Annotated in this window: 17 protein-coding genes; 14 read left to right on the top strand and 3 right to left on the bottom strand. The window is 69.5% G+C overall.

Features of this window, described 5'->3' with window-relative positions; translation table 11 throughout:
- Positions 1–89 precede the first annotated feature (89 nt).
- Together ABD204_RS06685 and ABD204_RS06680 are read right to left on the bottom strand one after the other, a co-directional pair.
- Positions 90–2,813, bottom strand: coding sequence for a DUF7507 domain-containing protein (locus tag ABD204_RS06685; protein ID WP_194423865.1), 2,724 nt, complete (start codon positions 2,811–2,813; stop codon positions 90–92).
- Positions 2,814–3,014: 201 nt separating this feature from the next.
- On the bottom strand, positions 3,015–4,457 hold the full coding sequence (locus ABD204_RS06680) for a coiled-coil domain-containing protein (RefSeq protein ID WP_194423864.1): 1,443 nt from the start codon (positions 4,455–4,457) through the stop codon (positions 3,015–3,017).
- A 295-nt stretch (positions 4,458–4,752) separates the two neighbouring features.
- On the opposite strand from ABD204_RS06680, the gene ABD204_RS06675 reads away from it, so the two are divergent.
- Positions 4,753–8,730, top strand: a complete 3,978-nt coding sequence (locus tag ABD204_RS06675; protein WP_206697149.1) for an Ig-like domain-containing protein — start codon at positions 4,753–4,755, stop codon at positions 8,728–8,730.
- A 108-nt stretch (positions 8,731–8,838) separates the two neighbouring features.
- Entirely contained in the window at positions 8,839–9,198 is a 360-nt protein-coding gene (locus ABD204_RS06670; protein WP_194423863.1) for a hypothetical protein, read from the top strand.
- Positions 9,199–9,201: 3 nt separating this feature from the next.
- Here ABD204_RS06670 and ABD204_RS06665 read toward each other — a convergent pair whose 3' ends face one another.
- Positions 9,202–10,998 (bottom strand): sulfatase family protein, encoded by a 1,797-nt coding sequence (locus ABD204_RS06665; protein ID WP_206697148.1) that lies wholly within the window; start codon positions 10,996–10,998, stop codon positions 9,202–9,204.
- Between the two features lie 197 nt (positions 10,999–11,195).
- On the opposite strand from ABD204_RS06665, the gene ABD204_RS06660 reads away from it, so the two are divergent.
- From ABD204_RS06660 to ABD204_RS06605, 12 genes are all read left to right on the top strand, one after another.
- Positions 11,196–12,461: an extracellular solute-binding protein gene (locus ABD204_RS06660; RefSeq protein ID WP_322597531.1), complete on the top strand. Its 1,266-nt coding sequence runs from the start codon at positions 11,196–11,198 to the stop codon at positions 12,459–12,461.
- Positions 12,462–12,469: 8 nt separating this feature from the next.
- On the top strand, positions 12,470–13,429 hold the full coding sequence (locus ABD204_RS06655; protein WP_194423861.1) for a carbohydrate ABC transporter permease: 960 nt from the start codon (positions 12,470–12,472) through the stop codon (positions 13,427–13,429).
- A gap of 4 nt (positions 13,430–13,433) precedes the next feature.
- Positions 13,434–14,330, top strand: coding sequence for a carbohydrate ABC transporter permease (locus ABD204_RS06650; protein ID WP_194423860.1), 897 nt, complete (start codon positions 13,434–13,436; stop codon positions 14,328–14,330).
- Between the two features lie 56 nt (positions 14,331–14,386).
- Positions 14,387–16,258 (top strand): glycoside hydrolase family 3 protein, encoded by a 1,872-nt coding sequence (locus ABD204_RS06645; RefSeq protein ID WP_194423859.1) that lies wholly within the window; start codon positions 14,387–14,389, stop codon positions 16,256–16,258.
- A 25-nt stretch (positions 16,259–16,283) separates the two neighbouring features.
- Entirely contained in the window at positions 16,284–17,396 is a 1,113-nt protein-coding gene (locus tag ABD204_RS06640; RefSeq protein ID WP_194423858.1) for a LacI family DNA-binding transcriptional regulator, read from the top strand.
- 261 nt (positions 17,397–17,657) lie between these two features.
- Complete coding sequence (locus tag ABD204_RS06635) at positions 17,658–18,479, top strand: IclR family transcriptional regulator (RefSeq protein ID WP_194423857.1); 822 nt, start codon at positions 17,658–17,660, stop codon at positions 18,477–18,479.
- The gene (locus ABD204_RS06630) at positions 18,476–19,330 is read left to right on the top strand and encodes an amidohydrolase family protein (RefSeq protein ID WP_194423856.1); all 855 of its coding nucleotides are present in this window, start codon (positions 18,476–18,478) and stop codon (positions 19,328–19,330) included. Before ABD204_RS06635 ends, ABD204_RS06630 begins: the two co-directional genes overlap by 4 nt.
- A 56-nt stretch (positions 19,331–19,386) precedes the next feature.
- A complete protein-coding gene (locus tag ABD204_RS06625) occupies positions 19,387–20,694 on the top strand; it encodes an aspartate aminotransferase family protein (RefSeq protein WP_194423855.1) in 1,308 nt (435 codons plus the stop codon).
- Positions 20,691–21,626, top strand: a complete 936-nt coding sequence (locus ABD204_RS06620; RefSeq protein ID WP_194423854.1) for a Gfo/Idh/MocA family protein — start codon at positions 20,691–20,693, stop codon at positions 21,624–21,626. The genes ABD204_RS06625 and ABD204_RS06620 overlap by 4 nt, the downstream gene beginning before the upstream one ends.
- Complete coding sequence (locus tag ABD204_RS06615; RefSeq protein ID WP_194423853.1) at positions 21,619–22,839, top strand: hypothetical protein; 1,221 nt, start codon at positions 21,619–21,621, stop codon at positions 22,837–22,839. Before ABD204_RS06620 ends, ABD204_RS06615 begins: the two co-directional genes overlap by 8 nt.
- Positions 22,836–23,936 carry an alanine racemase gene (locus ABD204_RS06610; RefSeq protein ID WP_194423852.1) on the top strand — a complete coding sequence of 367 codons (1,101 nt, stop codon included), beginning with the start codon at positions 22,836–22,838 and terminating at the stop codon, positions 23,934–23,936. Before ABD204_RS06615 ends, ABD204_RS06610 begins: the two co-directional genes overlap by 4 nt.
- A gap of 68 nt (positions 23,937–24,004) precedes the next feature.
- A complete protein-coding gene (locus ABD204_RS06605; protein ID WP_194423851.1) occupies positions 24,005–25,519 on the top strand; it encodes an ABC transporter substrate-binding protein in 1,515 nt (504 codons plus the stop codon).
- Positions 25,520–25,538 lie beyond the last annotated feature (19 nt).

Raw genomic sequence — 25,538 nt, 5'->3', positions numbered from 1 at the left:
CCCGCGGGGATCATCCCGACACACCGTCAGGCGCTCGCCGCGCCGCGGAATGTCGGAGACGATCCCCGCTCGTGTGGGCGCCGAGCCGACTACCCCCGCACGCGGCGACGCGTCGCCATCGCGACGCCGACGGCCATCAGCCCCAGCGCGGCGACCACGACACCGAGCGCCGGACTCTGCCCCGTGGCGGCAAGCGCCGCAGACGCACCGGGGTCCGGCGTACCGGATGCCGTGGCGGGGGCCTCGGGAACGGGTGCGACATACTCGACGGTGTCCACATCGAACGTGGTCTCCGTGATGACCGTCTCGAATGCGATCGCGGTCGTGCCACTCACGGCGAGCGAGGCGACGAGCGGGGAGCCGGTGAGGTCGGCCGCACCGGTCACATAGGACACGCTGCACACCGTGGTCGCTCCCGGCGCGAGCGTCGATGTGTCGCGATCGCAGCCCTCCACCTGGAACGGCACCCCATCCCCCACGACGACCGTCAGGTCGACCAGCGTCACGGTGCCGGTGTTGCCGATCTCCACCGATGCGCGCACGGGATCCCCGGGCTCACGCGGCGCATCCGAGACCACCTCGACGGCCAGCGCCAGGGCGGGCACGGCCACGATCGTGACCGTCGTCGAGGCGGGCGCGGAGAGCTCGGATCCGCGCGGCGCGACAGCCGACCCGACGGCGTCGGCCCGGACGACACCGGCGTCGACCTGTTCCTGCGAGAGCACATGCTCGATGTCGCAGGTCGCGGATCGGCCGGGGGCGAGGGACGACGGCGAGCAGGTGACGCCATCGACCGCCGCAGCGGTCACCGTGACGTTCCCGACGTTCGTGAGCGTCCACGGCACGACCACGACGTCACCGGCGGCGGCGAGGAGCGGGTCGAGCTCGGGGGCGATCAGGGCCACCTCGGGTGCGTGATCGAGCAGCACCGTCGCGGTGGCCTCGTTCGACGTGATCTCGACGTCGCCGGGTGCACGCGCCGTCACGGTGCGCGCCGACGTGAGGGAGCCGGCGTCGATGTCCTCCTGCGTCAGGGAGGCGTCGACCGTGCAGGTGACGCTTCCCCCGGGGGCGATCGACCCGTCGCTGCAGGCGATATCGCCGAGTCGCACCGACCGGAGCGTCTGGTCGCCGGTGTTCGTCGCCGTCCAGCTCAGCGTGACGGTCTCTCCCGCCGACGGCACGGCTGCCGCGAACGATCCACCCGAGAGGGTGAGCCCGGGGGCGACGAGGAGCGCGCGTTCCCCGCGTGCCGGGTCGGCCAAGACCTCTGTGGAGCCTGGTCCGGTGGCCGAGCCGGACGCAGTCGTCGCGACCACACCGGCGTCCAGCTGAGCCTGGGTGAGCGTCTCGTGCGTCGTACAGGTGATCGCCTCGCCGGGGGCGAGCGCGTCGGCGCTGCAGGTGGCGTCACCGCCTCGCACATCCACGAGGGTCACGTTGCCGGTGTTCGTCAGCGTCCAGTCGAATGCGACGGTCTCGCCGAGTGCCTTCTCGACCGGTTCGGCGACGACGGGAGTGACCGTCAGGGAAGGATCCTGTGCCAGCGGGCGCTGCGCGGCGACGGATGCCGACGCGACCGGTCCGTAGGCGGAGGTGTCGGCGTGCGCCGAGGTCGACACGGGTACGAACCCCGCATCGAGGTCGGCCTGGGTGACGATGTGCGATGTCGAGCAGAACACGAGGCTTCCGGGGCCGTACTCCCCCGCAGGACACTCCCCCCCGGCGGCCAGACGTGCCGCAGTGATCGAGACGCCGCCGTTGACGTCGATCGTCCAGCCTTGGGTCACCGTGTCCCCGGCGGATACCCGCACCGGGTCCATCCCGTCTGCCCGCAGGATGATGCCCGGCACGGTCTCGACCCGGTGGGAAGAGGTTCCCGCCGTGACGGGGGTCGCTGAGAACGACGGCTCATGCACGATGTATGCGAGGGTGAAGTCGCGCGCATCCAGCTCGGTCTGCTCGATCTCGAGGTCGAAGGTGCAATCGAGGGATGTTCCTCCGTTCGAGGGGGAGCATGTCGCCGGGGTGTTCCGCTGGTGACCGGCGGCCTCCACGACCACCCACGCGGTGGTGGCGCCGTCGAAGACGACGTTCACCCCGTCGACGCGGAACGTCAGCGGGTACGTCCACGAAGCCACCTGCGCGGCCGGATGTTCGGTGACGCCGACGGTGCGGACGACGCGCTCGATCTCGATGTCCGCCGCATCGGAGGAGGTGACGGTGTTGCCGTCGGGGTCGATCCCGACGACCGTCGCGGTCAACCGCACCGAGGCGACCGACGAGGTCGCGTCGGGCGTATACGTCGTCGTGCAAGAAAGGGACCGGACGGGCTCGATCATCCTGTCCGCGCACGCCGTCACGTCCCATACCCCCTCGTCGGCGACGGCCTGCGCGATACTGACCATCTGTGGTGTGGTGGCACCGGTGGACCGGATCGTGATGATCACCGTCGCCGTCTGGTCCCAGGCGACACTCTCGGGCGCGTCCACCATGGCCTCGAGCGCGGGGAATCCCCCGACTGCCACCCCTCCCGCATCGGAGTCATCGCCGGAGGTGTCCCCGCCGGGCAGACCGATGGTCGCCGAGCCGTCGTCATCACCGGCGTCGCTTCCCGAGCCGGGGTCGGCCGGGGAGTCTCCCTCGCCGTCCGCGGTGCTCGGCGCAGAACCTCCGCCGGGTGGCGCGGCCACAGACGCCGGGGTGTCCGCCCACGCAGGCGAGGCACCGAGCAGACCCGCGAGGAGTCCGGCGACGATGGTGATTCCGACAAGGGCCTTTCGTGGGCGCGCGGGAAGACGGCGCTGCTGCATGGAGGTACTCCCGATGACAGCGAGCTCGCGGTTATCCCCAAATTCGACGCAATGCTCGAACGTGACCCCCGGCCGGGTGGTCGGAGGCGTTCTCTGTATAGTGGCCGCAGATGACGCGTCTGTAAACACCGTCTGACGTGAGCGCTCTCATACGTGCGGGAAGTGACACCCCCGACGTGCGCGACGTACCGGTCGCAGGCGTCAGGACCGGTCCTCGGTCTCCGATCCGTCGGGGGAGACCTCGTCGGCGACCGCCGCCTCGTCGGCGACCGCCGCTTCGTCGGCCTCCACCACCTCTTCGGTCTCACTCGGTTGCCCCTGCTGCTCGGCCGCGGCCTGCTCGGCGGTGGGCGCGTCAGTCGAACCCGAGCTGGTCTCGCTCGAACTCGAGGCGGCGGCGAGGCCGTCGGGGCGGATGAGCTCACGCACCTCGGCCATGAAGCTCGTCATCTGCTGCTGCTGCCAGCGCAACTGACGGGTGCGGTCCTCGGCATCGCGCAACACGTCGTTGCTGTGCCCGGTGACGGTGTCGACGATCTTCTGGGCCTTCTCACGTGCCCGGTCGATCGTCTGCTGGGCCTTGACCCGCGCATCCGCCTCGATCTGCTGCGCCTGAGCGCGCATGAGCCGCTCGTAGTCCTCGGCCTTGTTCGAGATGCGCTGGGCGTGCTCGAGGGACGCCGCGACCTGGGCGTTGGCATCGGAGGTGATGCGCTCGGCGTGGGAGACCGCCTGATTGTGGAGCACGAGGAATTCCTGCTGGGCGTCATCCTGACGGCGGGTGAGGGTCTCTTCGAACTCCAGCACGCGCGCGTTCATCTCGCGCACGGCCGCTTCGGCCTCGGCGCGCATGTCGGTGGTCTCCCGAGTGACCATCGCGCGAAGCGCTGCGGCGCCCTTCTCCGCCTCGGACCGAATGGTCTCCGCCTCACGCTCGGCCTGCAGCACCTTCTCGGTGGCGTGCGCGGCTTCGCGTTCGATGCGCGCTTCGTGCGCCGTGTACTCGGTGTCGATGCGCAACCGGTTCTGGTCGGAATCGTGCTGTGCCTTCTCGACGATCGTCGCGGCGTCCTTCTTCGCTTCGGCCCGCACGCTCTCGGCCTGTTCGCGCGCGGCCTCGAGCAGACGCTCCGCCTGCGACGCGGCGTTGCGGATCAGCAAGCTCGCCTGCTCTTCGGCCACGCGCAGCACCGCCTCGAACTGCTCACGGTCGTTCGCGACGCCCTCTTCGATCGGGGTGCCGGCAAGCTCGGCGGTGAGCGCGGTCACCTTGGTCTCAGCCTCGCCCAGCTGTGCCGTGGCGGCGGCGAGGTCGGCCTCGAGCTGGGCCCTTGTCTCCTGCTGCTCGGTGCGCAGCGCGTCGAGGGCGGCGGCGTTCTCGGCGACGAGCTTTTCGATCTCGGCCTGCTGCTCGGCGCGCATCTGATCGAGCGAGTCACGACGGGACTGCTCGGTGGCGGCGAGCTCGTTCTGGTAGCGGTCCACCCGCGCCGACAGCTCGGCGATCGCGTCATCGACCTCGCGGCGCTCGTAGCCGCGGAACGCGACGGTGAAGGAGTTACCCCCCTCGGGCCCACCTCCGCCTCCGGAGGGCTGGGCGGAGAGGAGTTCGTCGAATGCGTCGGTGCGGGCGTCGTCGGACATGCGGGACCTTCCAGCGAGGGTGGGGGCGTCGGCCGCCGGGCCGACCCCTCCACTCTGCCCCATCGACCTCGGACGCCGCCGATGAGATTCCTATGAGAACTCTCCGCCACCGACCGCCGGTCCGCGACGGACAGCGCAGTTTTAGTTTCTTAGGTAAATCCTAAGCTTTACCTATGAGAAACATAAGAGAGGGGTGCTGAAACATCCGACCCCTAGCGTGGCCGACGCACCGACCTGCTCCATCGTGCTCCACCGAAGGTGCTTCCCCCATTGGATTCGCAGGAAGAGGACCGCCGTGAAGGCTCCCGGCTCTGCGCGCTGGCGCGCGCTCGCCACTGTTCCCGTCGTCGCAGCACTGCTGCTCCCGACCGCTCCCGCGGTCGCGGCCACACCGGCCGAGGGGGTGATCACCTCCGTCGACCCGGTCGCCACCGCCCTCGATGTCGGCAGCCTCCCCGATCCGCTCGACTATGGCCCGTACACGCCGAGCACCATCCAGGAGACCAAGCTCGGCACGGTCGAGCTCCAGGAGCCCAACTCCAGCGGCGAGGCCCCCGAGCCCGGCTCCGCGCAGGCCGCGGAGACCATCGAGATCCGCGGTGCCCTGTACGCGCCGTCGGACCGCACCGAGCCGTCGCCGCTGATCGTGCTCGTGCACGGCAACCACAGTTCGTGCGACTCGGGCCAGGACCGGACGACCCTGTCGTGTGAGGAGTTCAAGCGCAACGAGGCCGGCTACGCCTACCTCGGCGAAAACCTCGCCAGCTGGGGCTACACCGTCTTCTCGGTCTCACAGGACCAGATGATGATGCGCCAGGACGGCTGGGCCGGAAAGGGCATGCACCAGCGTCGTCTGCTGATCGCCGCGACCCTCGACGCCCTCAGCGCCGCGAACGAGCCGGGCGGTCTGCCCGTCGACGAGCACACCACCATCGGCGCGACCCTCGCCGGCGCGCTCGACATGGAGCGGATCGGCCTCATGGGTCACTCCCGCGGCGGTGACGCCGTGACGAGCTTCATCGACTACAACCGCACCCGCACCGACGGCCCGCGCTACCCCCTGCGCGGTGTCATCTCCCTGGCCCCCGTCGACTACGAGCGCAAGGCGCCCTACGGCACGCCGTACATGACGATCCTCCCGTGGTGCGACGGCGACGTGTCGAACCTGCAGGGCGCGCGGATGTTCGAGCGCAGCCAGTACATTAACGGCGACAACCCGTTCCCCTCGATCCAGGTCTCCCACCTGGGTGCGAACCACAACTGGTACAACACCGTCTGGTTCGCCGACGGTCAGGACGGCACGACCGGCGGCGACGCCGCCTGTGGCGACAGCCGCCCTTCGCGCGACGACCGGGTCTCGGAGAACAACCTGCGCCTGAGCGGTGCCGCCTCGTACGACCCCGCGTCGTACGTCATCGACAACACCGACACCTTCAACCCCGAGGTCAACACCAAGATCTCCGCCGACCCCGACCTCATGGGCGCGCAGGAGAAGCTCGGCCAGGCGACCATGGCCGCGTTCTTCCGCCGCTACGTCGGCGGTGAAGGTGCCTTCGAGCCGTACATGACCGGTGCCCTGTCCACGACCGACTCCCACCTGCAGATCCCCGCCTCGGCCTGCCCCGACATCACACCGGGCGACCTGGCGATCGACTGCTCCGAGCGTGTGTCGACGACGTACTTCGCCCCGGCCGACGAGCGCATCGACGTCATCCGCCCCGAGATCGAGAACCCGCTCACCCTCAACGCCCTGGGCGGAGCCCTCACCGGCACCGGATTCGCCAACCCGTACCTCGCCGACGGCGGCGTGCAGCCGCAGCCGACCCCGGAGGCCGGGATCGACTGGTGCAACCCGGAGCCCGACCAGTTCGCGCCCGGCGTGCTCGGAATCGACGGCAACCCGGTGGCCGCGAAGGCCTGCCCGCTTCCGAACGCCGACGCGGTCGGCGGTCAGAACGGCACCCGCGAGAACTCGCCGATCAACCACTCCTACGGCCGTCAGCTCGCGCTGGCCTGGGAAGAGGGCCAGCAGGCCACGCTCACGGCGCAGATCCCGGACGCGTCGAAAGACGTCTCCGGCATGACCGCGCTCGCGCTGAACGCCGATGTCAACTTCTTCGATCTGCGCAACCCCGGTGCGGTCTCGCGCGAAGAGGACGACCCGAAGACCGACGTCATGTGGGACCCCGCCGCGTCGACCCAGGACTTCGAGATCGTCCTGACCGACACCACCGGCGCGTCGGCATCGGTCGCGGCCGGCGACCCGCGCTGGGGCAACGCCCTGCACATGTCCACCGGCGACCAGACCCGCTACACGCACATCGTGCTCGAGCAGATCCGGGTGCCGCTGACCGCGTTCGACGGCGTCGACGTGTCGTCGCTGGCCGCACTCGAGCTTCGCTTCGGCGGCGAGGGCATGCCGTCGTCGGGTTCGATCCAGGTCGCCGACGTGCGCTTCCAGGAAGCCGCCACCGACGCACCGCTCATCCTGTCCGACGGCACCACGCCGAACGCGGGGGCCGGCTACGGCGCTCCCACCTCGGGCCCCGACCCGGCGCTGTTCCTCACCGAGACCGACATCACGCCGGGCGAGCTGTCCCTGCCCGACACGGTGGCCGACACCGCCGCGAACGTGACGTGGGTCGTGGACGACGACGGGGCGCAGTGCCCGGAGGCGAGCTTCACGAGCATCCAGGACGCCGTCGACCACGCCTCACCGTGGGACACCATCGTGGTGTGCGAAGGAACGTACGAGGAGTCGTCGATCCCGGTCGACAGCGCCCGGGTTCCGGTCGCCGAAGGCTCGATGAACGGTCTCACGATCGCCAAGCCGCTGAAGATCAAGGGCGCCGGCGCCGACAAGGTGACGATCATGCCCGACCAGGGCTTGTCGACCCTCGCCGGCTCGACCCCGTTCCTGCGCGACGGCGGCGGCAACGTGATCACGATCTCGCGGCAGTCGCTCGGATCGACCGACACCAACGAGCTGTTCGTCGACATCTCGGGTGTGACGGTCAGCTCGGGCATGGTCCCCGCCGAGGCCGGCATCGCGTTCTTGAACACCGCAGGTCGCGTGTCGGAGAGCATCGTCGGACCGGTGACCGCCGGTGACGGCCCGCACGGGTGGGGCATCGTCAAGACCAACCATCTGCAGGGCGCCGGGGAAGGCACCGTCGAGACCGAGGTCACCGTCAGCGACAGTGTCGTGACCGGCTACGCGGCCGGCGGCATCCTGTTCGACGGCGGCCGCGGCGCCGACGGCGACCCGGCCAACGACCTCGATGCCGGCATCCGCCAGCTCGGCTACGTCAGCGGGACGGTCGTCTCCGGCTCGGGTGTCGGCGACGGCGTCGGGGTGGTCTACACCCACGGCTTCGGCGGGTTCATCGACGACAGCCGCGTGTTCGCGAACGCCGGCGGCAACGTGCTCCTCATCGAGGCGCCGGAGGTCGCGGTGGGGACGGTCGTCGAGACCGCAGAAGGCGGCGACGCACCGACCGGTGTCGGAACCGTCGTCGACGAAGCGCCGACCGGTGCGATCATCGACCCGGGCGTGGGCCTCGAGCTCGATCCGGGTGAGGAGATCTCCCCGCTGGTGCGCGCGATCGACGACTTCGCGGTCGGCTCGGTCACGCTGCACGCCGACGGTGAGCCGGTCGCGACGACCACCACCTCGCCGTACGCCTTCACGTGGGCGCCGACCGAGGACCAGGCCGGAACCGACGTGGAGCTGACCGCCGTGGTCACCGACGCATCGGGCCAGTCGACCACCTCGGCCGCGTGTGTCGTGTCGGTCACCGGCGACGACTCCGGAGACGGCGGAGACGGCGGCGACGGTGGTGACGGCGGAGACTCGGGCGACGGCGGTGACAGCGGTGACGGCGGAGACTCCACCGCGACGGTGTCGCTGTCCGCCTCGTCGGTCGAAGCCGGGGGCACGGTGACCGTGTCCGGCGCGGGCTTCGCCCCGGGGGACAGCCTGCGGGTGGAACTGCACTCCACACCGCAGGTGCTCACGAGCGTCGAAGCCGGCACGTCCGGCGCGTTCCGCACCACCGTCACGATCCCGGCGTCGACCGACCCGGGTGAGCACACCATCCGCATCTACTCCGGAGACACCGAGCTGGCTTCGGCCGACCTGGAGGTCACCGCCACCGGCGACCTCGCCGTCACCGGTGGGACTTTGTGGACCGCCGGCATCGTGCTCGGCGTGATGCTGGTGATGGTCGGCGTCGCGATGCTCGTCATCCGCCGCCGCAACGCGATGGGCTGATCGGTCCTTCACACGGAGGGCCCGGGCATCCGCCCGGGCCCTCCGTCGTGCGCACGGCGGCGACTACGGTGGAATCGCACCCGTTCCCCACCGTCCAGGAGTCTCGTCATGAACCGTCCGCTCGGAGTCACCCTCGTCGCGATCGTCGCCTGGCTGATCGGCTTCTTCCAGATCATCGGCGCGATCTTCGGCATCCTCGGCGGGCTGCTGATCACCCCGTCGGCACTGCTGGCCTGGATCAGCCTCGCCGTGGGCATCATCACGCTCCTCGTCGGCGTCGGACTCTGGCGCGGCAACAACACCGCACGCACCGTGGCCACGATCGTGTTCGTCATCAACATCGCCCTCGAGATCATCGGGATCTTCAACGGCGAGGGCCTGTTCGCGGCGATCTTCGGATCGGTCCTGCCGGTCATCGGTCTGCTACTGCTCTACACGGACTCGGCGAGCCGGTACTTCCGCGCGTAACCGCTACGCCATCGCGCGCGACCCCCGCACGACATCGCCGACGGCCTCGAGCGCCTCGGCCGTGATCATCGGGTGCGTCAACGCGAGGTCGTAGACACTTGTGGCCGCGTGGTCGCGGCGGAAGGCCGGGTCGGCGAGCATCGGAGCCCGGCGGGCGACGACCGGATCGGCGAAGGCCTCCGCCGGCAGATCTCCGAGCGGCGCGAGGAGTTCGGATGCGTTGCGTGCCACGTGCGCTCGCGTCGGCAACGCCGCCGCGGCCTCACGCGCACGCGGAGCCTGGCGGGCAGCCAAGAGGTGTTCGTCACCGACCTCACCGGTCTCTGGAAGGCCCAGCCGCTCATATTGCGACGACGGCGCATCCGCCACCCGGAGCTGCTCGACCAGGAGCGTCGCCATCCGCCGTTCGAGTTCCGCGTCGACGAGCGGCGTGCGCTGATCGGGGTCGGTGTGCAGATCGAACAGCAGGGTGCCGAAGTCAGCAGGGTTCGCCCCCGCCCGCGCGGGCGTCCGGAGCACCGGTACCCCCTTGGTGAAGGTGAAAGGCGAGACCAGCTCTGCGTCGCGCAGCTCGTCCGGGGTGAACCGGGACGCCATGTGGGTCGGCATCAGGGTGTGCTCGAACAACGGTTCGTTCTCCTCCGTGGCGCAGGCGCGCATGTAGACGTACCGGCCATCGGTGATGCTCACATGACCGCCGAACGAGCCGAACAGCCCCGCCTCACGTGCAGGCGCCGTCGCCGCCAGGGTCGGCCCGATCGGCACGCCCTGCATGTCGACCGGCCGCTCGATGCCGAAGTACTCCAGCAGCGTCGGACCGAAATCCACCGTCTGCACGAGGTGCTCGACGCTCTCGCCACTCCTTCCCGTGCGCGGGTCCCACAGGAACAGCGGGGTGTGGATGTTCTCGTCGTACCAAGGCTGCACGTTCTTGCCCCACCACCCGCGCTCCCCCAGGAGAAGCCCGTGGTCGGTGCACACGATCAGCAGGGTGTCCTCCCACAACCCGAGCTCGTCGAACGTATCCAGCACCCGCCCGAGGGAGGTGTCGCACATCGTCAGCAGCGCGCGGTACTCGTCACGCGCCTGCTCGACCACCGCGGGCTCCTCGGCGACGCGGGCGTAGTCCGGCCAATCGAACTCGGCGTCGGCGTCGGCGTCGCCGTCGCCGTCGGGGCGATACCACTGGCGGTGGCGGGGATAGCTCACGAACGGCTCGTGCGGGTCGAAGCACTCGATCTGCAGGAACCAGGAGTCCTCGGCGGCGTTGGTGTGGATGAACTCCAACCCGGCCGAGACGGTCTGGGTCTGCGGATGCAGATCCTCCGTCGGATAGTAGGTGCGGTTGATCCGGTCCTGCCGAACCGTCTTGCCGGCGCGGCGGCTGACCTTCTGCGGCATCTCGGGGTCGCGGACGTGCCCCTTCCACGGGTCGCCTTCCTGACCACGGAACAACTCGTAGGTGTCGTAGCGGTTGTGGTAGGTCGCGCCGCCGTCCTCCCAATAGTGCTGGTGATCGGTGACGAGGTGCGCATACACCCCCGACTCGCTCAGCAGCTGCGGCGTCGAATCGTCGAACGGCTCGAGCGGACCCCACGAGCGGTGCAGGAAGTTGTACCGACCGGTGTGGATCTCCCGCCGGGCCGGCATGCAGGGCATGCTGCCGGCGTAGCAGTTCTCGAACCGCACGGTGCGCTCGGCGAGGCGCGTGAAATTCGGCGCGTGGATCCCCTCCGCCCCGTACGGCGGCAGGAACCGCCGGTTCAGCGTGTCGAACATGAGCATCACGGCTCGGGTCACGGGGTCTCCTCCTTCGGGACGAACCCCCATCATCCCAACTCGACGGGCGGGTCGCCGGCCGTGACGGTGCCGCGCGAGATCGACGCCCGGCGAAACCCCCTTGCCGTCTCGGATCTATGCGCTTAGACTCCTGGAGAACATCGCAATCTATGCGCATAGATCCAGAGCTGGGTCAGCCGCGATTCAAGGAGGAACACGTGAAGTTCAAGACTGCTCTCGGAGGGGTCGCGGTGATCGCGGCCACCTCTCTGGTCCTCGCCGGCTGCGGACGAGCCGAGGACACCGCAGCGGGTCCGTCCGAGGCCGTCTCCCTCGACGGCGCTCCCGCCGAAGGGACCATCACCGTGTGGGCGATGGGCGCCGAAGGCGAAGCCCTTCCCGGTTTCGTCGAGGCGTTCGAAGAAGCCAACCCCGACGCGACCGTCGAGGTCACCGCGATCCCGTGGGATGCAGCCCACAACAAGTTCCAGACCGCGATCGCGGGAGGCACCACGCCGGATGTCGCGATGATGGGGTCGACGTGGATGGCCGACTTCGGCGACGCCTTCGCCACCGTCCCCGACGAGATCGACACCTCGGATTTCTTCCCGGGCGCGTTGAGCACCACCGAGTTCGACGAGCGGGCAGCGGGAGTGCCCTGGTACGTCGACACCCGCGTGCTGTACTACCGCACCGACCTGGCAGCCGACGCCGGTTGGGACGCGGCCCCCACGACGTGGGACGACCTCAAGCAGATGGCCTCCGACCTGCAGACCGAGGCCGGCACCGACTGGGGTATCCGCCTCCCCGCAGGAAACGACGCGTTCCAGGGCTCCATGTGGATGCCGTGGTCCGCCGGCGCCGAGCTGACCGACGGGGACGCGTGGACCCTCGACACCCCCGAGATGGCAGAGGGCCTGGAGTACTACCAGAGCTTCTTCGATGAGGGACTCGCCGACCCCGACGCGGACTTCTCGTCGGGGGCGACCGAGTCGGAGTTCGTCGCCGGCATCTCGCCGATGGTCGTCGAAGGCCCGTTCCTGCGCGGTTCACTCGAACTCGCCGCCGGCGAGGAGTTCACCGACCAGTACGCGACCGCGGTCCTGCCCGCCGCCGAGGAATCGGTCTCCTTCAGCGGCGGCGCGAACCTCGTCGTCTTCGAGGGGAGCGACAACGCCGAGTCGGCATGGAAGCTCGTCGACTGGTTGAGCCAGCCCGAAACGCAGGTGGCCTTCTACGAGGCGACCGGAGATCTCCCCGCCGCACAATCGGCATGGCAGGACCCGGCCCTCGCCGACGACGCCAGCCTCGAAACGTTCGGCACGCAGCTGGAGACGGCCAAGGCTCCCCCGGTGACCACCAGCTGGGTGCAGGTGGCCGCGAAGGGCGACCAGGCCCTCGAGCAGCTGCGTCGCGGCGACGGCGAGGTCGCCGACGTGCTCGCCACCCTCCAGGCCGACGCCGACGCCATCGGCCTGGAGTGACCTGACCGATGTCGACCCAGACACCGCTCGCTCCCGGGGCCCGCACGGGCTCCGGGAGCCCGGGGACGCCCCGCAAGGGTGGCCTCCACGACCGACAGCGCAGGCGCCAGGCGCTCGTCGCGTGGGGGTTCGCGTTGCCGTTCGTCGCCGTCTTCGCCGTCTTCATGCTCTTCCCGATCGTCGGGTCGTTCGCGATGTCGTTCACCGACTTCACCTCGCGCGACATCCAGAGTCCCTTCGCGGTCAACGTCGTCTGGCTCGAGCAATACCTCACGTTGTTCCAGGACCCCCGCTTCCTCACATCGATGCGTGTGACGGCGGTGTTCGTCCTCGTCGGCATCCCGTTGACGATGGTCGTCGCCCTCGCCCTCGCCCTCGCCCTCAACAGCGGTCGGGGCCGGATCGTGTCGTTCTTCCGCGTCGGCTACTACGCCCCGGTCGTGACGAGCATCGTCGCCGTCGCCGTCGTGTGGCGGTACATCCTGTTGCCGGACGGACTCCTCAACTCCGCGCTCGCGCTCATCGGCATCGACGGCCCGAACTGGCTCAACGACACCACGTGGGCGTTGCCCTCGCTGATCGTCATGGCCGTGTGGCGGAACGTCGGCACGCTCATGATCATCTTCCTCGCGGGCCTGCAGGCCGTACCCGAAGACGTCAACGAAGCAGCGACCATGGACGGCGCATCCGCCTGGCGACGTCTCGTCTCCGTCACCCTCCCGCTGTTGCGACCCACCCTCCTGCTGGGCGCCGTGCTCATCTCCGTCGGCTACCTGCAGTTCTTCGAGGAAGCGTTCGTCATGACCCGCGGCGGCCCCCTGGACTCGACGCTCTCGGTCGCCTATTACACCTACCAGCAGTTCGGATTCGGCGAATACGGCCTCGCCTCGGCTGCCAGCTACGTGCTCTTCCTCGCGATCGCGCTGCTGAGCCTGCTGCAGTTCCGACTGCTCCGATCGAAGGACTGAACCGATGACGACCACCGTCCTCGACCGTCCCGTGGATGCCGGCGCAGCCGCATCCCCCGTTCCGACCCGCCGTCGCCGGCGGCACGGAACCGGCGCACGCGCGCTCACCTACACCGTGCTCGGCATCGGCCTCATCCTGTGGCTCATCCCGTTCGTCTGGATGCTGCTCGGTTCCCTGAAGACGCAGGGGGAGATCCTCCAGCGTCCTCCCACGTGGCTACCTCAGAACCCCACCCTGGAGAACTTCGCCGCCTGGTTCGGCCCGTTGGATTTCTGGCAGTTCTTCGCCAACAGCGCGATCGTCGCCGTCGCCACCGTGCTCGGCAACCTCGTGTTCTGTTCGATGGTCGGATACGCCCTGGCGAAGATGGAGTTCCCCGGCAAGCGAGTGCTCTTCCTGCTCGTGATGCTCACGCTCATGGTGCCGGGCGTCGTGACCTTCGTGCCGCTGTTCGTGATGGTGTCCTCCCTCGGACTGGTCAACACCTACCCGGCGTTGATCCTCCCGTTCGTCACCGCACCGGTGGGTGTGTTCCTCATGCGGCAGTTCATGCTCGGCATCCCGGAACCGCTGCTGGAGGCGGCTCGCCTGGACGGCGCGGGGGAATGGCGCATCTTCACCCGCATCGTCATGCCGTTGTGCGGACCGCCCCTGGCCACCCTGGGGATCCTGACCTTCCTGTCGTCGTGGAACAACTTCCTGTGGCCGCTCGTGGCCGCACAGACCGAGGAGATGTACACGCTTCCGGTCGCCCTGTCGCTGTACTCGACCGGGCAGAACGCCACCAACTACGGCCTGCTGCTGGCCGGGTCGGTGCTCGTGATCACCCCGATCATCGTGCTGTTCGTGTTCCTGCAGCGCTGGTTCATCCGAGGGGTCGCCACCACCGGTCTGAAGTGACCCGCTCACCCCGCGCATACCCTACTCGACGCAACACCCCATCTGGAGTCCTACCGATGCAGCCCACCCTCTCGACCGCGCCCGACGGCACCCGGTTCCGCGACCTCAACGGCAACGGGGTGATGGACCCGTACGAGAACCCCCGGCTCACCCCGGAGCAGCGCACCGCCGACCTGCTGAGCCGGTTGTCGCTCGAGGAGAAGGCGGGACTGATGTTCCAGACCGTGATCGAACTCGGTGACGACGGCGCCCTCCTGGAGACGCCGGGGGCCATCTCGAAGTCGCCGACCTCGACGGTGATCCGCGACAAGCGGATGAACCACTTCAACGTCCATCACATCCCCACCGCACGCGCCGGCGCCCGGTGGAACAACAACCTGCAGCGGCTGGCAGAGCAGACGCCGCACGGGATTCCGGTGACCATCAGCACCGACCCGCGGCACGCGTTCGTCGAGAACACCGGCGTCGCCTTCTCGGCCGGACCGTTCTCGCAATGGCCCGAGCCCCTGGGGCTGGCGGCGCTCGATGACCTCGAGGCGATCCGGTCGTTCGCCGACATCGCCCGCCAGGAGTACTGCGCGGTCGGAATCCGTGCGGCCCTGCACCCCCAGATCGACCTCCCCACCGAGCCGCGGTGGGCGCGCCAGGCGCAGACGTTCGGATACGACGCCGACCGGGTCTCGCAGATCGTCGCCGCCTACCTCGACGGATTCCAGGGCTCGTCCCTCGGTCCCCACTCCGTCGCCTGCACGACCAAGCACTTCCCCGGCGCCGGACCCCAGCGCGACGGCGAGGACTCGCATTTCCCGTACGGCCGAGAGCAGGACTATCCCGGCGGCATGTTCGACTATCACCTCGCCCCGTTCCGCGAGGCGATACGGCGGGGAACGGCCGGAATGATGCCGTACTACGGGATGCCGGTCGGGGTGGAGCGCAACGGTCGCCCCCTCGACGAGGTCGGATTCGCCTACAACCGGCAGATCGTCACCGATATGTTGCGCGAGGAACTCGGCTACGACGGGGTCGTGGTCACCGATTGGGAGCTCGTCAACGACAACCACGTCGGTGACCAGGTCCTGCCCGCACGCGCGTGGGGGGTCGAGCACCTCGACGCCCCCGGACGGATGCGGATGCTCCTCGATGCCGGCATCGACCAGTTCGGTGGCGAGGAATGCGTCGACCTCCTCCTGGACCTCGTGCGCTCGGGCGCTGTTCGGGAAGAACGCCTCGACTCCTCCGTGCGACGCCTCCTGCTGGTGAAGTTCCGGCTCGGGCTGTTCGACGACCCGTACGTCGATGAGGACCTCGCCGAGCAGATCGTCGGCAACGCCGAATTCCGGGCGGCCGGGACGAGGGCCCAGGCGGAGTCTGTGACGGTACTCAGCGACCGTGACCGAAGGCTTCCGCTGTTCGCCGAAACCGACACCCGCATCTATGCCGAGGGCATCGGAGACACCGCGCTCGCGGCATACGGTCGGCGCGTCGAGCACCCGGAAGAGGCCGACGTCGCCGTGGTGCGCATCGGCGCGCCCTTCGAACCCCGGGACGACCTGTTCCTCGAGAAGTGGTTCCACCAGGGTTCGCTGGAATTCCCCCCGGGACTGGCCGTGCGGCTGGGCCGCATCGCCGAGCACGCACCGCTGGTGATCGTGGTGAACCTCGACCGGCCGGCTGTCCTGACCCCGCTGCTGCCGATCGCGTCCGCCCTCGTCGCCGAATACGGCAGCTCGGACGACGCCGTACTCGCCGCCCTGGCGGGCCGGATCCCCCCGCGAGGGCTTCTCCCGGTGCAGATCCCCCGGTCGATGGAAGCCGTCCGCGCCTCGGCGACGGATGTCCCGGACGGAACCGCCGACCCGCTCTTCCCCCGGGGTTTCGGGCTGCGGTCGTCGCCGGTGGCCTCGGAGCCGGTCGGGACACCTCAGTAGGATCTCCCACGAGAGCGAGGAGCACATGGCCATCAGCCGTCCGACGGTCTACGACGTCGCCGAGCGCGCCGGCGTCTCGATCGCGACGGTCTCCTTCGCCTTCCGACGGCCCGACAAAGTACGCGCCGAGACCCGCGAGGTCGTTCTGAAAGCCGCCCATGAGATCGGCTACGTCCCCAGCGGTTCCGCACGAAACCTCGCGCGCGGACGCACCGGGGTGCTCGGGTTGCACCTGTTCGACCTGCTCCTCGACGTGGCCCCCGGAACGCAGGCGGCCGAGGAGGGCGTGACCGACCTGTCGGCGCTCGACCTGGGCGCGCCGCTCGTGGAATGGGACGCTGCCGAGGACGCCCGCGCGAGCGAGCCGAAGGTGTTCCCCCTCTACGTCGACGAGGTCCAGCGGGGGTTCGTGCTGGAGTGTCGGCGCAACACCACCGGAGTGCTGCTGCGGCGCGGGGGCACCGGCTCGAACGAGATCGCCGAGACGGCCGGTCAGGTCGACGGTCTCGCCGTCCTTCCCGGGCACGCCGGGTTCGCGCCGGCCGAGGCGCTCAACGCATCCGTGCCGGTCGTCATGGTCTCAAGCGGCGGCGGGCCGGGGCACCATGTGCTCGCCGACAACGCCGGCGGCGTGCGCTCTCTGGTCGACCACCTCGTCACGGTGCACGCGGCACGCAGCCTCGGGTGGGTGGGGGCCGCCGACGGCTGGGATCCGCGTCGACGCCGCGACGCCTTCGACGACGCCGTCAGCACGTACGAGGGTGTGCGCGGCGAAGTCGTGGATCCCGTCGATGTGGGGCTCGACCCCGTCTTCACCACGCTCCTCGAGCGCGCCGAGGCCGGCACCCTTCCCGATGCGCTCGTGTGCGCCACCGACCAGACCGCCCTGGCCGCCATCGACGTGTTGCGCGAGCGCGGGATCGAGGCTCCCCGTGACATCCTCATCGCCGGATTCGACGGCATCCAGGCGACGCGGACGTGCTCACCGACGCTGACGACCGTGCGGCAGCCGATGGAGCTGATGGGGCGACTGGCCGCGCACCTCCTGCTCACCGATCCCGGCGACGGCTCCGTCGCCCCGCGGACGGTGACCGTCGCGGTGGCGCTCCAACTCGGCGCCAGCTGCGGCTGCGGCTGATCCGATCCTCGGACGCGACGCGACGGGCATCGCCCCGCCGCGGTGCGGACCCCGTGACGTCGGCATCCGCTCAGTCTCGCGGCCGACGGCACGACCGGTAGCGCGCAATCTCGCGCGAGTCCGCCGGCAAGGGGCGCTTTCGCGCCGGAATCAGCCAAACCAGCGAGAGAATGCGTTCCACGTTTGGCGTTCCACGTCGCGAAACATGAAATTAATTCCTTGACAACATCCGGCATACGCGGCCAACCTATGGTCATGAACATGGAACGCCATGCCACGTCGTATCAGTCTCAGGGACTGGTCCGTGCACTGCGCATCCTCCGCACCCTCGGCACAACCGATCGTGCGATGGGACTCGCCGACCTCTCCCTCGCCCTCGAGCTCCCCAAGTCGACCCTCGTACGACTGCTCGCCGTCCTGGAGGAACAGGAGTTCGTCTACCGCACGGGCAACCCGCCGAAGTACACCGTCGGCCACGCCGTCCTGGAGATCTCCGAGACCTACCGTCGCCAGGCCGACACCGCCGAAGTGGCCGCACCCCACCTGCGGGAACTGGCCGCCATCACCGGCCTGACCGCCAACATCGGAGTGCTCGAAGGCCGCTGGGTGCTCCACGTGTGCGTGGAAGAGCCCGACCGCCCCCTGCGGTTCCGCTCCAGCGCCGGCTCGCTCGACCACACCTACTGCACGGGCCTGGGCAAGCTGCTCCTCTCGCGCATCCCCGCCGACCGTGTCGACGACCACCTCCCCGCCGAACCGCTCCCCTCGTTCACGCCGCACACGCTCACCACGCGCGCAGACCTCGAGGCCGAGTTCGACCGCATCCGCGAGCGCGGTTACAGCCTCGACGACCAGGAACGCGACCTCGGCGTCATCTGCCTGGCCGTTCCGGTGCCCAGCGACACCGACGTCAATGTCGCCGTCAGCGTCTCCGGACCGGCCGGCGAACTGTCCCCCGAGCGCCGCGAACAGCTCCTCCCGGTGCTGCAGCGCGTCGCCGAAGACCTGGCCGCCAACGGCCGATTCCTGCCCTCGCTGCGCGCGAACGGCGGCCTCCAGCAACGAACGGAAGGCGCCTCATGATCGTCGACGTCCACACCCACAACCTGCTGCCCGAGCACTGGGGCGACGAGCACCGCAAGAACTGGGAACCCGCCTACGGCAAGCCGTATCCGCACATCACCCCCGCCCAGTACGACGAGGCGATGCAGGAGGCCGGCGTCGACGTCGGGATCGTGTTCGGGCTCGCCGCCACGCGCGCCGGGGTGCACACCCCCAACAGCTTCGTCGCCGAATACTGCGCGCAGCTGACCACCCCGACGATCGCCTTCACCGCCCTCGACCCCCTCGACACCGACTGGCGGGAACAGCTCGAAGAGGCCATCGCGCTCGGCTTCAAAGGGGTCAAGCTCTACCCGGTGCTGTCGTTGTTCGATCCGCTCTCGGAGGACTTCGACCCCTTCTACCGTATGTGCGTGCAGCACGGACTGGTGATCCTCTGGCACATGGGCGCCACCCCCAGCCCGCAGGGTCGGCTCTCGATCAGCCAGCCGCTGATCATCGAAGAAGTGGCCCGCCGCCACCCCGACCTCACCCAGATCATGGCCCACATGGGCCACCCGTGGCAGCGCGACTCGATGGTCGTGCTCCGCAAGCACGCCCGCGTGTTCGCCGACGTCTCCGCCGCCTGGTCACGCCCCATGGACGGTTTCATGGCGCTCGTCGCCGCCCAGGAGTGGGGCGTGACCGACAAGCTCCTGTTCGGAAGCGACTTCCCGCTCTGGCGCCCGTCCGTCGCGATCGACGGACTGCGCCGCATCGCCGGATTCCGCGCCGGCGACCTGCCCCACGTGCTCGACGAGACCGTCGAGGGCATCATCCACCGCGACGCACTCAGCCTCCTGGGTCTGGACGACCCCCGCCCGAGCCGCTGACCACCGCCTCCACTTCCGCACACGAGCATCACCGCACCACCGAAGGAGAACCACCCGTGGCAACCGCGACCGAGGACCTACTCACCCAGGCCCGCACCTTTATCCCCGGCGGGGTGAACTCGGCGACCCGGAGCATCGGCTCCCCCACCGGCTTCCGGACCGCCAAAGGCTCACGCCTGGTCGATTTCGACGGACGGGAGTACGTCGACTACCACGCCGCGTTCGGGGCGATCCTCCTCGGCCACTCCGACGACCGCGTCAACGAAGCCGTCACCCGTTCGCTCGGAGACCTCGACCTGGTCGGCCTGGGGGTCACCGAGCTCGAGATCGAGGTCGCGCGCCTGACCGCCGAACTCATCCCGTCCGTCGAGATGTCGATCACGACCATGAGCGGAACCGAAGCCACCATGCAGGCGGTGCGCCTGTCGCGCGCGGTCACCGGCCGCAAGTACCTGCTGAAGTTCCAGGGATGCTTCCACGGTTGGCACGACGCCGTCGCCCGGAACGTGGCCTCCTCCGCCGAGAAGGCCTACACCCGCGACCCGCTCTCGGCGGGCATCCTCGATGACGCCCTCGACTCGACTCTCGTGGCCGAGTTCAACGACCTCGACTCGGTCAAGGAGCTGTTCGCGGCCTACCCCGACCAGATCGCCGCGGTCATCCTCGAGCCCGTCCCCCACAACGTCGGCGCCCTCCTGCCCGACCAGGCCTTCCTGGAGGGGCTGCGGGAACTGACCACCGCCGAGGGCAGCCTGCTCATCTTCGACGAGGTCATCACCGGCTTCCGTCACGCCCCCGGCGGATACCAGGAGCTGTGCGGGATCACCCCCGACCTCACCAGCTACGGCAAGGCCATGGGCAACGGCTTCCCCGTCGCCGGCATGGGCGGCCGCGCCGACCTCATGTCCCGGTTCAGCTCCGCCGGCGGCGACGTCGTGCTCGCCGGCACCTTCAACGGCAATCCGGTCTCGATGGCCGCGGCGATCGAGACCATGAGCGTCATCACCGACCCCGACGTCGGGTTCCACGCGCACACCGCCCGACTCGGGCAGCGCATGCGCGACGGGCTCACCGAGATCACCGAGCGCCGCGGCATCACCGCCACCGTGACCGGTCTCGGCTCGGTGTTCATCTGTTACTTCATGGACGGCGAGATCAAGGGCTACCGCGACCTGCTGCGCAACGACGACACCGCTTACGCGACCTTCCACCGCCGGATGACCGACGCCGGATTCGTGATGTACCCGATGACCCTCAAGCGCAACCACGTCTCGGGCGCGCACACCGACGACGACATCGACCGCACCCTCGAGGCGGCCGACACCGTGCTGGCGGGAATGCAGCGAGACGGACTGTTCGCATGAGCCGGCGCGTTCTCGTCGTCGGCGCCGGCGTGATGGGGCACCGTCACGCGGCCGCCGTACGCGCCGCGGGTGACCGCGTGGCCCTCGCGGTCGACGCGGACCTCACCCGCGCCCGCGCCCTCGACGAGAACGCGCTCGCCTACGGATCCCTCGCCGGCGCCCTCGCGTCCCCCGAGACCGTCGACGCGGCGATCATCGCCACTCCCTCGTTCCAGCATCTCGACCAGCTGGTGACGCTCGCTGCAGCGGGCATCCCGACCCTCGTCGAAAAGCCTCACCGCATCCCGGGGCAGGACCCGGCCGGATTGCTCACCGCCGTCTCCGGCGGTGCCGAGGTGTTCGTGGGGATGTCCACGCGCCACTGGCCCGGCTACGTCGAGCTGACCCGGGCGATCGGCGCCGGCGAACTCGGCGAGATCGTCGGCTACACCGACCGCATGGCCTTCGCCCTGCCGGAGGGTGCGCTTCCGGCGTGGTATTTCGACCGTTCCGTCAGCGGCGGCGGGGTCCTCGTGACCAACGGGGTGCACGCCCTGGACCGCGCCCGCGCACTGCTCGGTCCGCTGGAAAAGGTTACCGCGACGATGCGCCCCGTCCTCCCCGGCCACGACACGGAAGACCACGCCCGTGTGCGGTTCCGGGCCGGAACGGCCACCGGTTCGATCGAGTTGCTGTGGGCTGCCTACGAGCCGGTGGCCACGGGGCTCACCGTCACCGGGACCCGCGGAGCGGGACACATCGCGATGGACGGTTCGTGGCGCATCTCGACCCGCGACGCCACTCGCACCGGCGACGCGATCGACATCGACACGGTCCCCTTCGCCGCGCAGTGGCAGGCATTCCGCACCGGCGCGGCCGGATTCTCCATCGACGACCTCGAACCCACCCTCACCCTCATCGAATCGCTCTACCGGGAGGCATCCGATGGCTGAACTGAGCATGATGGTCTACCCCTGGGACCTTCAGGCCGACACCCCCGAACGTGTCGTCGACCAGGTCGCCGAGCGCGGTGTCACGCGCCTGCAGATCGCCACCGCATACCACTCCGCCGAGGTGCTCGCCCCGCGTCGCACCGTCCGGGTCGCCACCGTCGCCGAAGCCAACCGTGCGCATCTGCCGTTGCCCGCCGACGCTTTCAGCGGTCTGCGCGTGCCGCCCTCATCGATCGCGCAGACCGATCCCGACCTCTATCCCCGCTTCAAGCGCGCCGCCGATGCGGCCGGCGTCGCCGTCGACGGCTGGGCGATCGCGTTCCACAACACCGACCTGGCCACCGCGCACCCCGAAGCGGCCATCGAGAACTGCTTCGGCGACCCGTTCACCCACGGACTGTGCCCTTCCAGCCCGGCCGCGCGCACCTACGCGATCGAGCTGCTCGACGCCGTCAGCGCGACGAACCTGTTCGAGCGGGTGTTGGTCGAAAGCCTGTCGTACCTGCTCGTCGGCCACGGCCACCCCCACGAGCTGTGGGGTGCGCGCCTGGATGCGACCACGCGATACCTGCTGTCGCTGTGCTTCTGCGCGTCGTGCCTGGCGCGCGCCGGCGACGCCGGCATCGACGGTGAGCGCCTGCGGGCCCAGGTCGGCGCCGAACTGCACCGCACCTGGAACCTCGAACACCCCGCCGGCCGTGACGAGGACACCGCCGCCGCGCTCGCGTCGCTGCTGCTGGTGTGGCCCGAGCTGGCCGCCTACACGCGGATGCGTATGGACACGGTCACCGAGCTGGTCGTCGACGCCGCCGCCGCCGTGCGTCGGCACGGTTCCGCACTCGATGTCAGCGCCGCCGTGTGGGGCCGGCCGGCCCCCACGAACTGGCTCGAGGGTGTCGACATCGCGGCGACCCTGGCCCACTCCGACGGGTTCGTGCTGGAGAGCTACTTCCCCACCGCCGGCGAGGTGGCCGCCGAGATCGACCACACCCTCGCTGTGCAGGCCCTGAGCGGCACCACGAGCACCCCCGTGACCGTCGCCCTCACCGTGTGGCCGAGCTTCTCCCCGACCCGCGCGGACTTCCTCGCCAAGGTCGACGCGGTCCTCGCCTGCGGCATCGATCGACTGGCCCTGTACAACTACGGCACCGCGACCGCCCCCTCCTTCGAGTGGGTCCGCGCCGCCGCCGAACGGATGGGGACGCTGCGATGACCGCTGTGGCCGACCTCGACACCCCGGTCCTCGTGATCGACAGGTCCCGCATGGACGCGAACATCCAAGCGATGGCCGCGCGTATGAGCGCCGCCGGGATCGCGCTGCGACCTCACTTCAAGACCTCGAAGATGATCGAGGTCGCCCGCCGCCAGCACGAGGCCGGCGCGGTCGGGTTCACCTGCGCGACGCTGAACGAGGTCGACGCGCTGCTGGGGGCCGGGTACACCGACCTGTTCTGGGCGCACGCCCCCGCCACCCCGGCCAAACGGCACCGCATCGTCGAGGCCAACCGGCGCGGACGCGTCATCGTCGGCCTCGACTCGGTCGACCTGGTGCGTGCACTCTCCGTCGAGGCCGCCGCCGCCGGGATCACCGTGCCGGTACGGGTCGAGATCGACACCGGTCTGCGCCGCACGGGCGTGACCGCCGAGCAGGCGCTCGAGCTCGCCCGCGCCGTCACCGCCCTCCCCGGGGTCACCCTCGACGGCGTCTACATGCACGAGGGCCAACTCGCGTCGCTGCCGGGGGACCGCGGCGACCTGCGCCACGCGGGCGCCGAGGCGGCCGCCTCCCTGGTCGCGGCCGCCGAACTCATCCGCGCCGAGGGGATCGCGGTTCCCGCCGTCTCGGTGGGATCCACCCCGGGGTGGGACTCGGCCCCGTTCGTCGAGGGGGTCACCGAAGCCCGCCCCGGCACCTACGTCTTCTTCGACGCCAACCAGTGGCGCCTGGGTTCGGCTCCCCTCGACGCCTGCGCCCTGCACCTGCACACCACGGTCATCAGCACCGTCCGCGACGGGGAAGCCGCCATCGACGCGGGCATCAAGGCCCTCAGCTCCGACGGCTCCAACCGCGACCGTAGCTTCGGGCTCGTCGTCGACGACGAGGGAACCCCACTGGAAGACCTCGAGTTCGTGCGGGCCTACGAGGAGCACGGCGTGCTCGACGGCCCCGCGGCCGACACGATGCGCGTCGGCGAGCGCCTGCGCATCCTCCCCAATCACGCGTGCGGCGTCGTCAACATGTGGAGCCGCATCGCGATCGTCGACGACACCGATGTCGTCGATATGTGGACCCCGGTGGCTCGGCATTGAGCGCGAACTACATGCCGAACCACCGGTCGCCCCAGCACCACCCCTCCAACAGAAAGAGGTCTCGTACCATGCGAAAGAGTAACCGACCCTGGGTCGCCGCGGTCTCCGCGGTCGCCGCGGGTTCACTCCTGCTCGGTGGCTGCGCCGCCGGCTCCGACGGTGACGGTGACAGCACGGCCGACGTCGCCGACGAACTCGTCGTCGCCCTCGCCGGCGACATCGATAACTTCGACCCCCACACGAACCAGCTGATCATCTACGAATACGCGATCCGCGAGCTCGTGTTCAGCAGCCTCGTCGACTACGACGTGGACCTGAACCTGCAGGGCGATCTGGCCAGCGAGTTCGAGGCGAACGAAGACGCGACCGTCTTCACCTTCACCCTCGACCCCGATGCGGTCTTCCACGACGGCACCCCGGTCGACGCCGCGGCCGTCATCGAATCGCTCGAGCGCGCCGCCGACGGCACCGACTCCATCTGGTCGGGACGCCTGGCCGATGTGCAGTCGTACGACGCGCCCGACGACCAGACCGTCGTGATCACCCTGAACTCGCCCAACGCGGCGTTCCTGGCGGGGATCACCTCGATCGCCATCGTCGCCCCCAGCGGCTTCGACGACGCCTCCAGCACCCCCGTGGGCTCGGGCCCGTACGAGTTCGTCAGTTGGAGCGCCAACGACGAGATCGTGCTGGAGCGCTTCGACGACTACTTCGGCGACGCCGCGGCGACCGAGTCGATCGTCTACAAGCCGGTCTCCGACCAGCAGGTCGCGCTGAACAGCCTGTACAGCGGCGACATCGACATCGTCAGCTCGGTCACCTCGGCCACGGCCGAGCAGGTCGACACCGACCGTGCGCAGATCGTCGAGCCGACGGCCACCAACAGCCTCTCGCTCATCGAGTTCAACGCCTCCGGGACGCTCGGCGACGAGCAGGTCCGACAGGCCCTGGCGACCGCGCTCGACAAGGAGTCGATCCGCGACATCGCCTACGGCGGCGACGGATCCATCCAGTGGAGCCCGATCCCGGAGTCCAGCTGGGCCTACGCCGAGCAGGACGGCTACGCCTACGACCTCGACGCGGCCGCGGCCATGCTCGAGGAAGCCGGCGCGAGCGACCTGAGCTTCACCCTGGAGATCCCCAGCGGCTTCCCCGAGGCCGAGCAGATCGCCCGCGTGTGGCAGGCGTCCCTGGCCGAGATCGGTGTGACGCTCACCCCGAACGTCACCGAGCTGTCGGTGTGGCTGGACGCGTACGTCTCGCGTGACTACGACGCGACCTGGAACGTGTTCAACGTGGGCGCCGACCCGAACTCGTTCTTCGACATCATCATGAACCCGCACCTGACCGACGACTACGTCAGCCCCGAGGTCGCAGACCTCGCCGCGGACGCGCTCGCCGTCTCGGACGAGTCGGCACGCGCGGACATCTACGGCCAGCTGCAGGAGATCCTCGTCGAGGAGCTGCCCATCATGGCCGTGCAGTTCACGCCGATCTACTCCGTCGCCGCGACCGGTGTCGACGGCTACGCGGTCAACCCGCTGGGTTGGCCGATGCTGACCGGCGTCACGGTCGCCGAGTGATCCAGGGAGGGTGCGGAAG

The sequence above is a fragment of the Microbacterium aquimaris genome (assembly GCF_039531285.1).
Classification (GTDB): Bacteria; Actinomycetota; Actinomycetes; order Actinomycetales; family Microbacteriaceae; genus Microbacterium; species Microbacterium aquimaris.
Note: the sequence above shows the minus strand (reverse complement) of the source record. Positions and strands in the feature narration are given on the sequence as shown.

Coding starts and splice junctions, on each gene's coding strand:
- ABD204_RS06685 (WP_194423865.1), bottom strand. CDS start 2,813: ATGCAGCAGCGCCGTCTTCCCGCGCGCCCACGAAAGGCCCTTGTCGGA.
- ABD204_RS06680 (WP_194423864.1), bottom strand. CDS start 4,457: ATGTCCGACGACGCCCGCACCGACGCATTCGACGAACTCCTCTCCGCC.
- ABD204_RS06670 (WP_194423863.1), top strand. CDS start 8,839: ATGAACCGTCCGCTCGGAGTCACCCTCGTCGCGATCGTCGCCTGGCTG.
- ABD204_RS06655 (WP_194423861.1), top strand. CDS start 12,470: ATGTCGACCCAGACACCGCTCGCTCCCGGGGCCCGCACGGGCTCCGGG.
- ABD204_RS06650 (WP_194423860.1), top strand. CDS start 13,434: ATGACGACCACCGTCCTCGACCGTCCCGTGGATGCCGGCGCAGCCGCA.
- ABD204_RS06645 (WP_194423859.1), top strand. CDS start 14,387: ATGCAGCCCACCCTCTCGACCGCGCCCGACGGCACCCGGTTCCGCGAC.
- ABD204_RS06640 (WP_194423858.1), top strand. CDS start 16,284: ATGGCCATCAGCCGTCCGACGGTCTACGACGTCGCCGAGCGCGCCGGC.
- ABD204_RS06635 (WP_194423857.1), top strand. CDS start 17,658: ATGGAACGCCATGCCACGTCGTATCAGTCTCAGGGACTGGTCCGTGCA.
- ABD204_RS06630 (WP_194423856.1), top strand. CDS start 18,476: ATGATCGTCGACGTCCACACCCACAACCTGCTGCCCGAGCACTGGGGC.
- ABD204_RS06620 (WP_194423854.1), top strand. CDS start 20,691: ATGAGCCGGCGCGTTCTCGTCGTCGGCGCCGGCGTGATGGGGCACCGT.
- ABD204_RS06615 (WP_194423853.1), top strand. CDS start 21,619: ATGGCTGAACTGAGCATGATGGTCTACCCCTGGGACCTTCAGGCCGAC.
- ABD204_RS06610 (WP_194423852.1), top strand. CDS start 22,836: ATGACCGCTGTGGCCGACCTCGACACCCCGGTCCTCGTGATCGACAGG.
- ABD204_RS06605 (WP_194423851.1), top strand. CDS start 24,005: ATGCGAAAGAGTAACCGACCCTGGGTCGCCGCGGTCTCCGCGGTCGCC.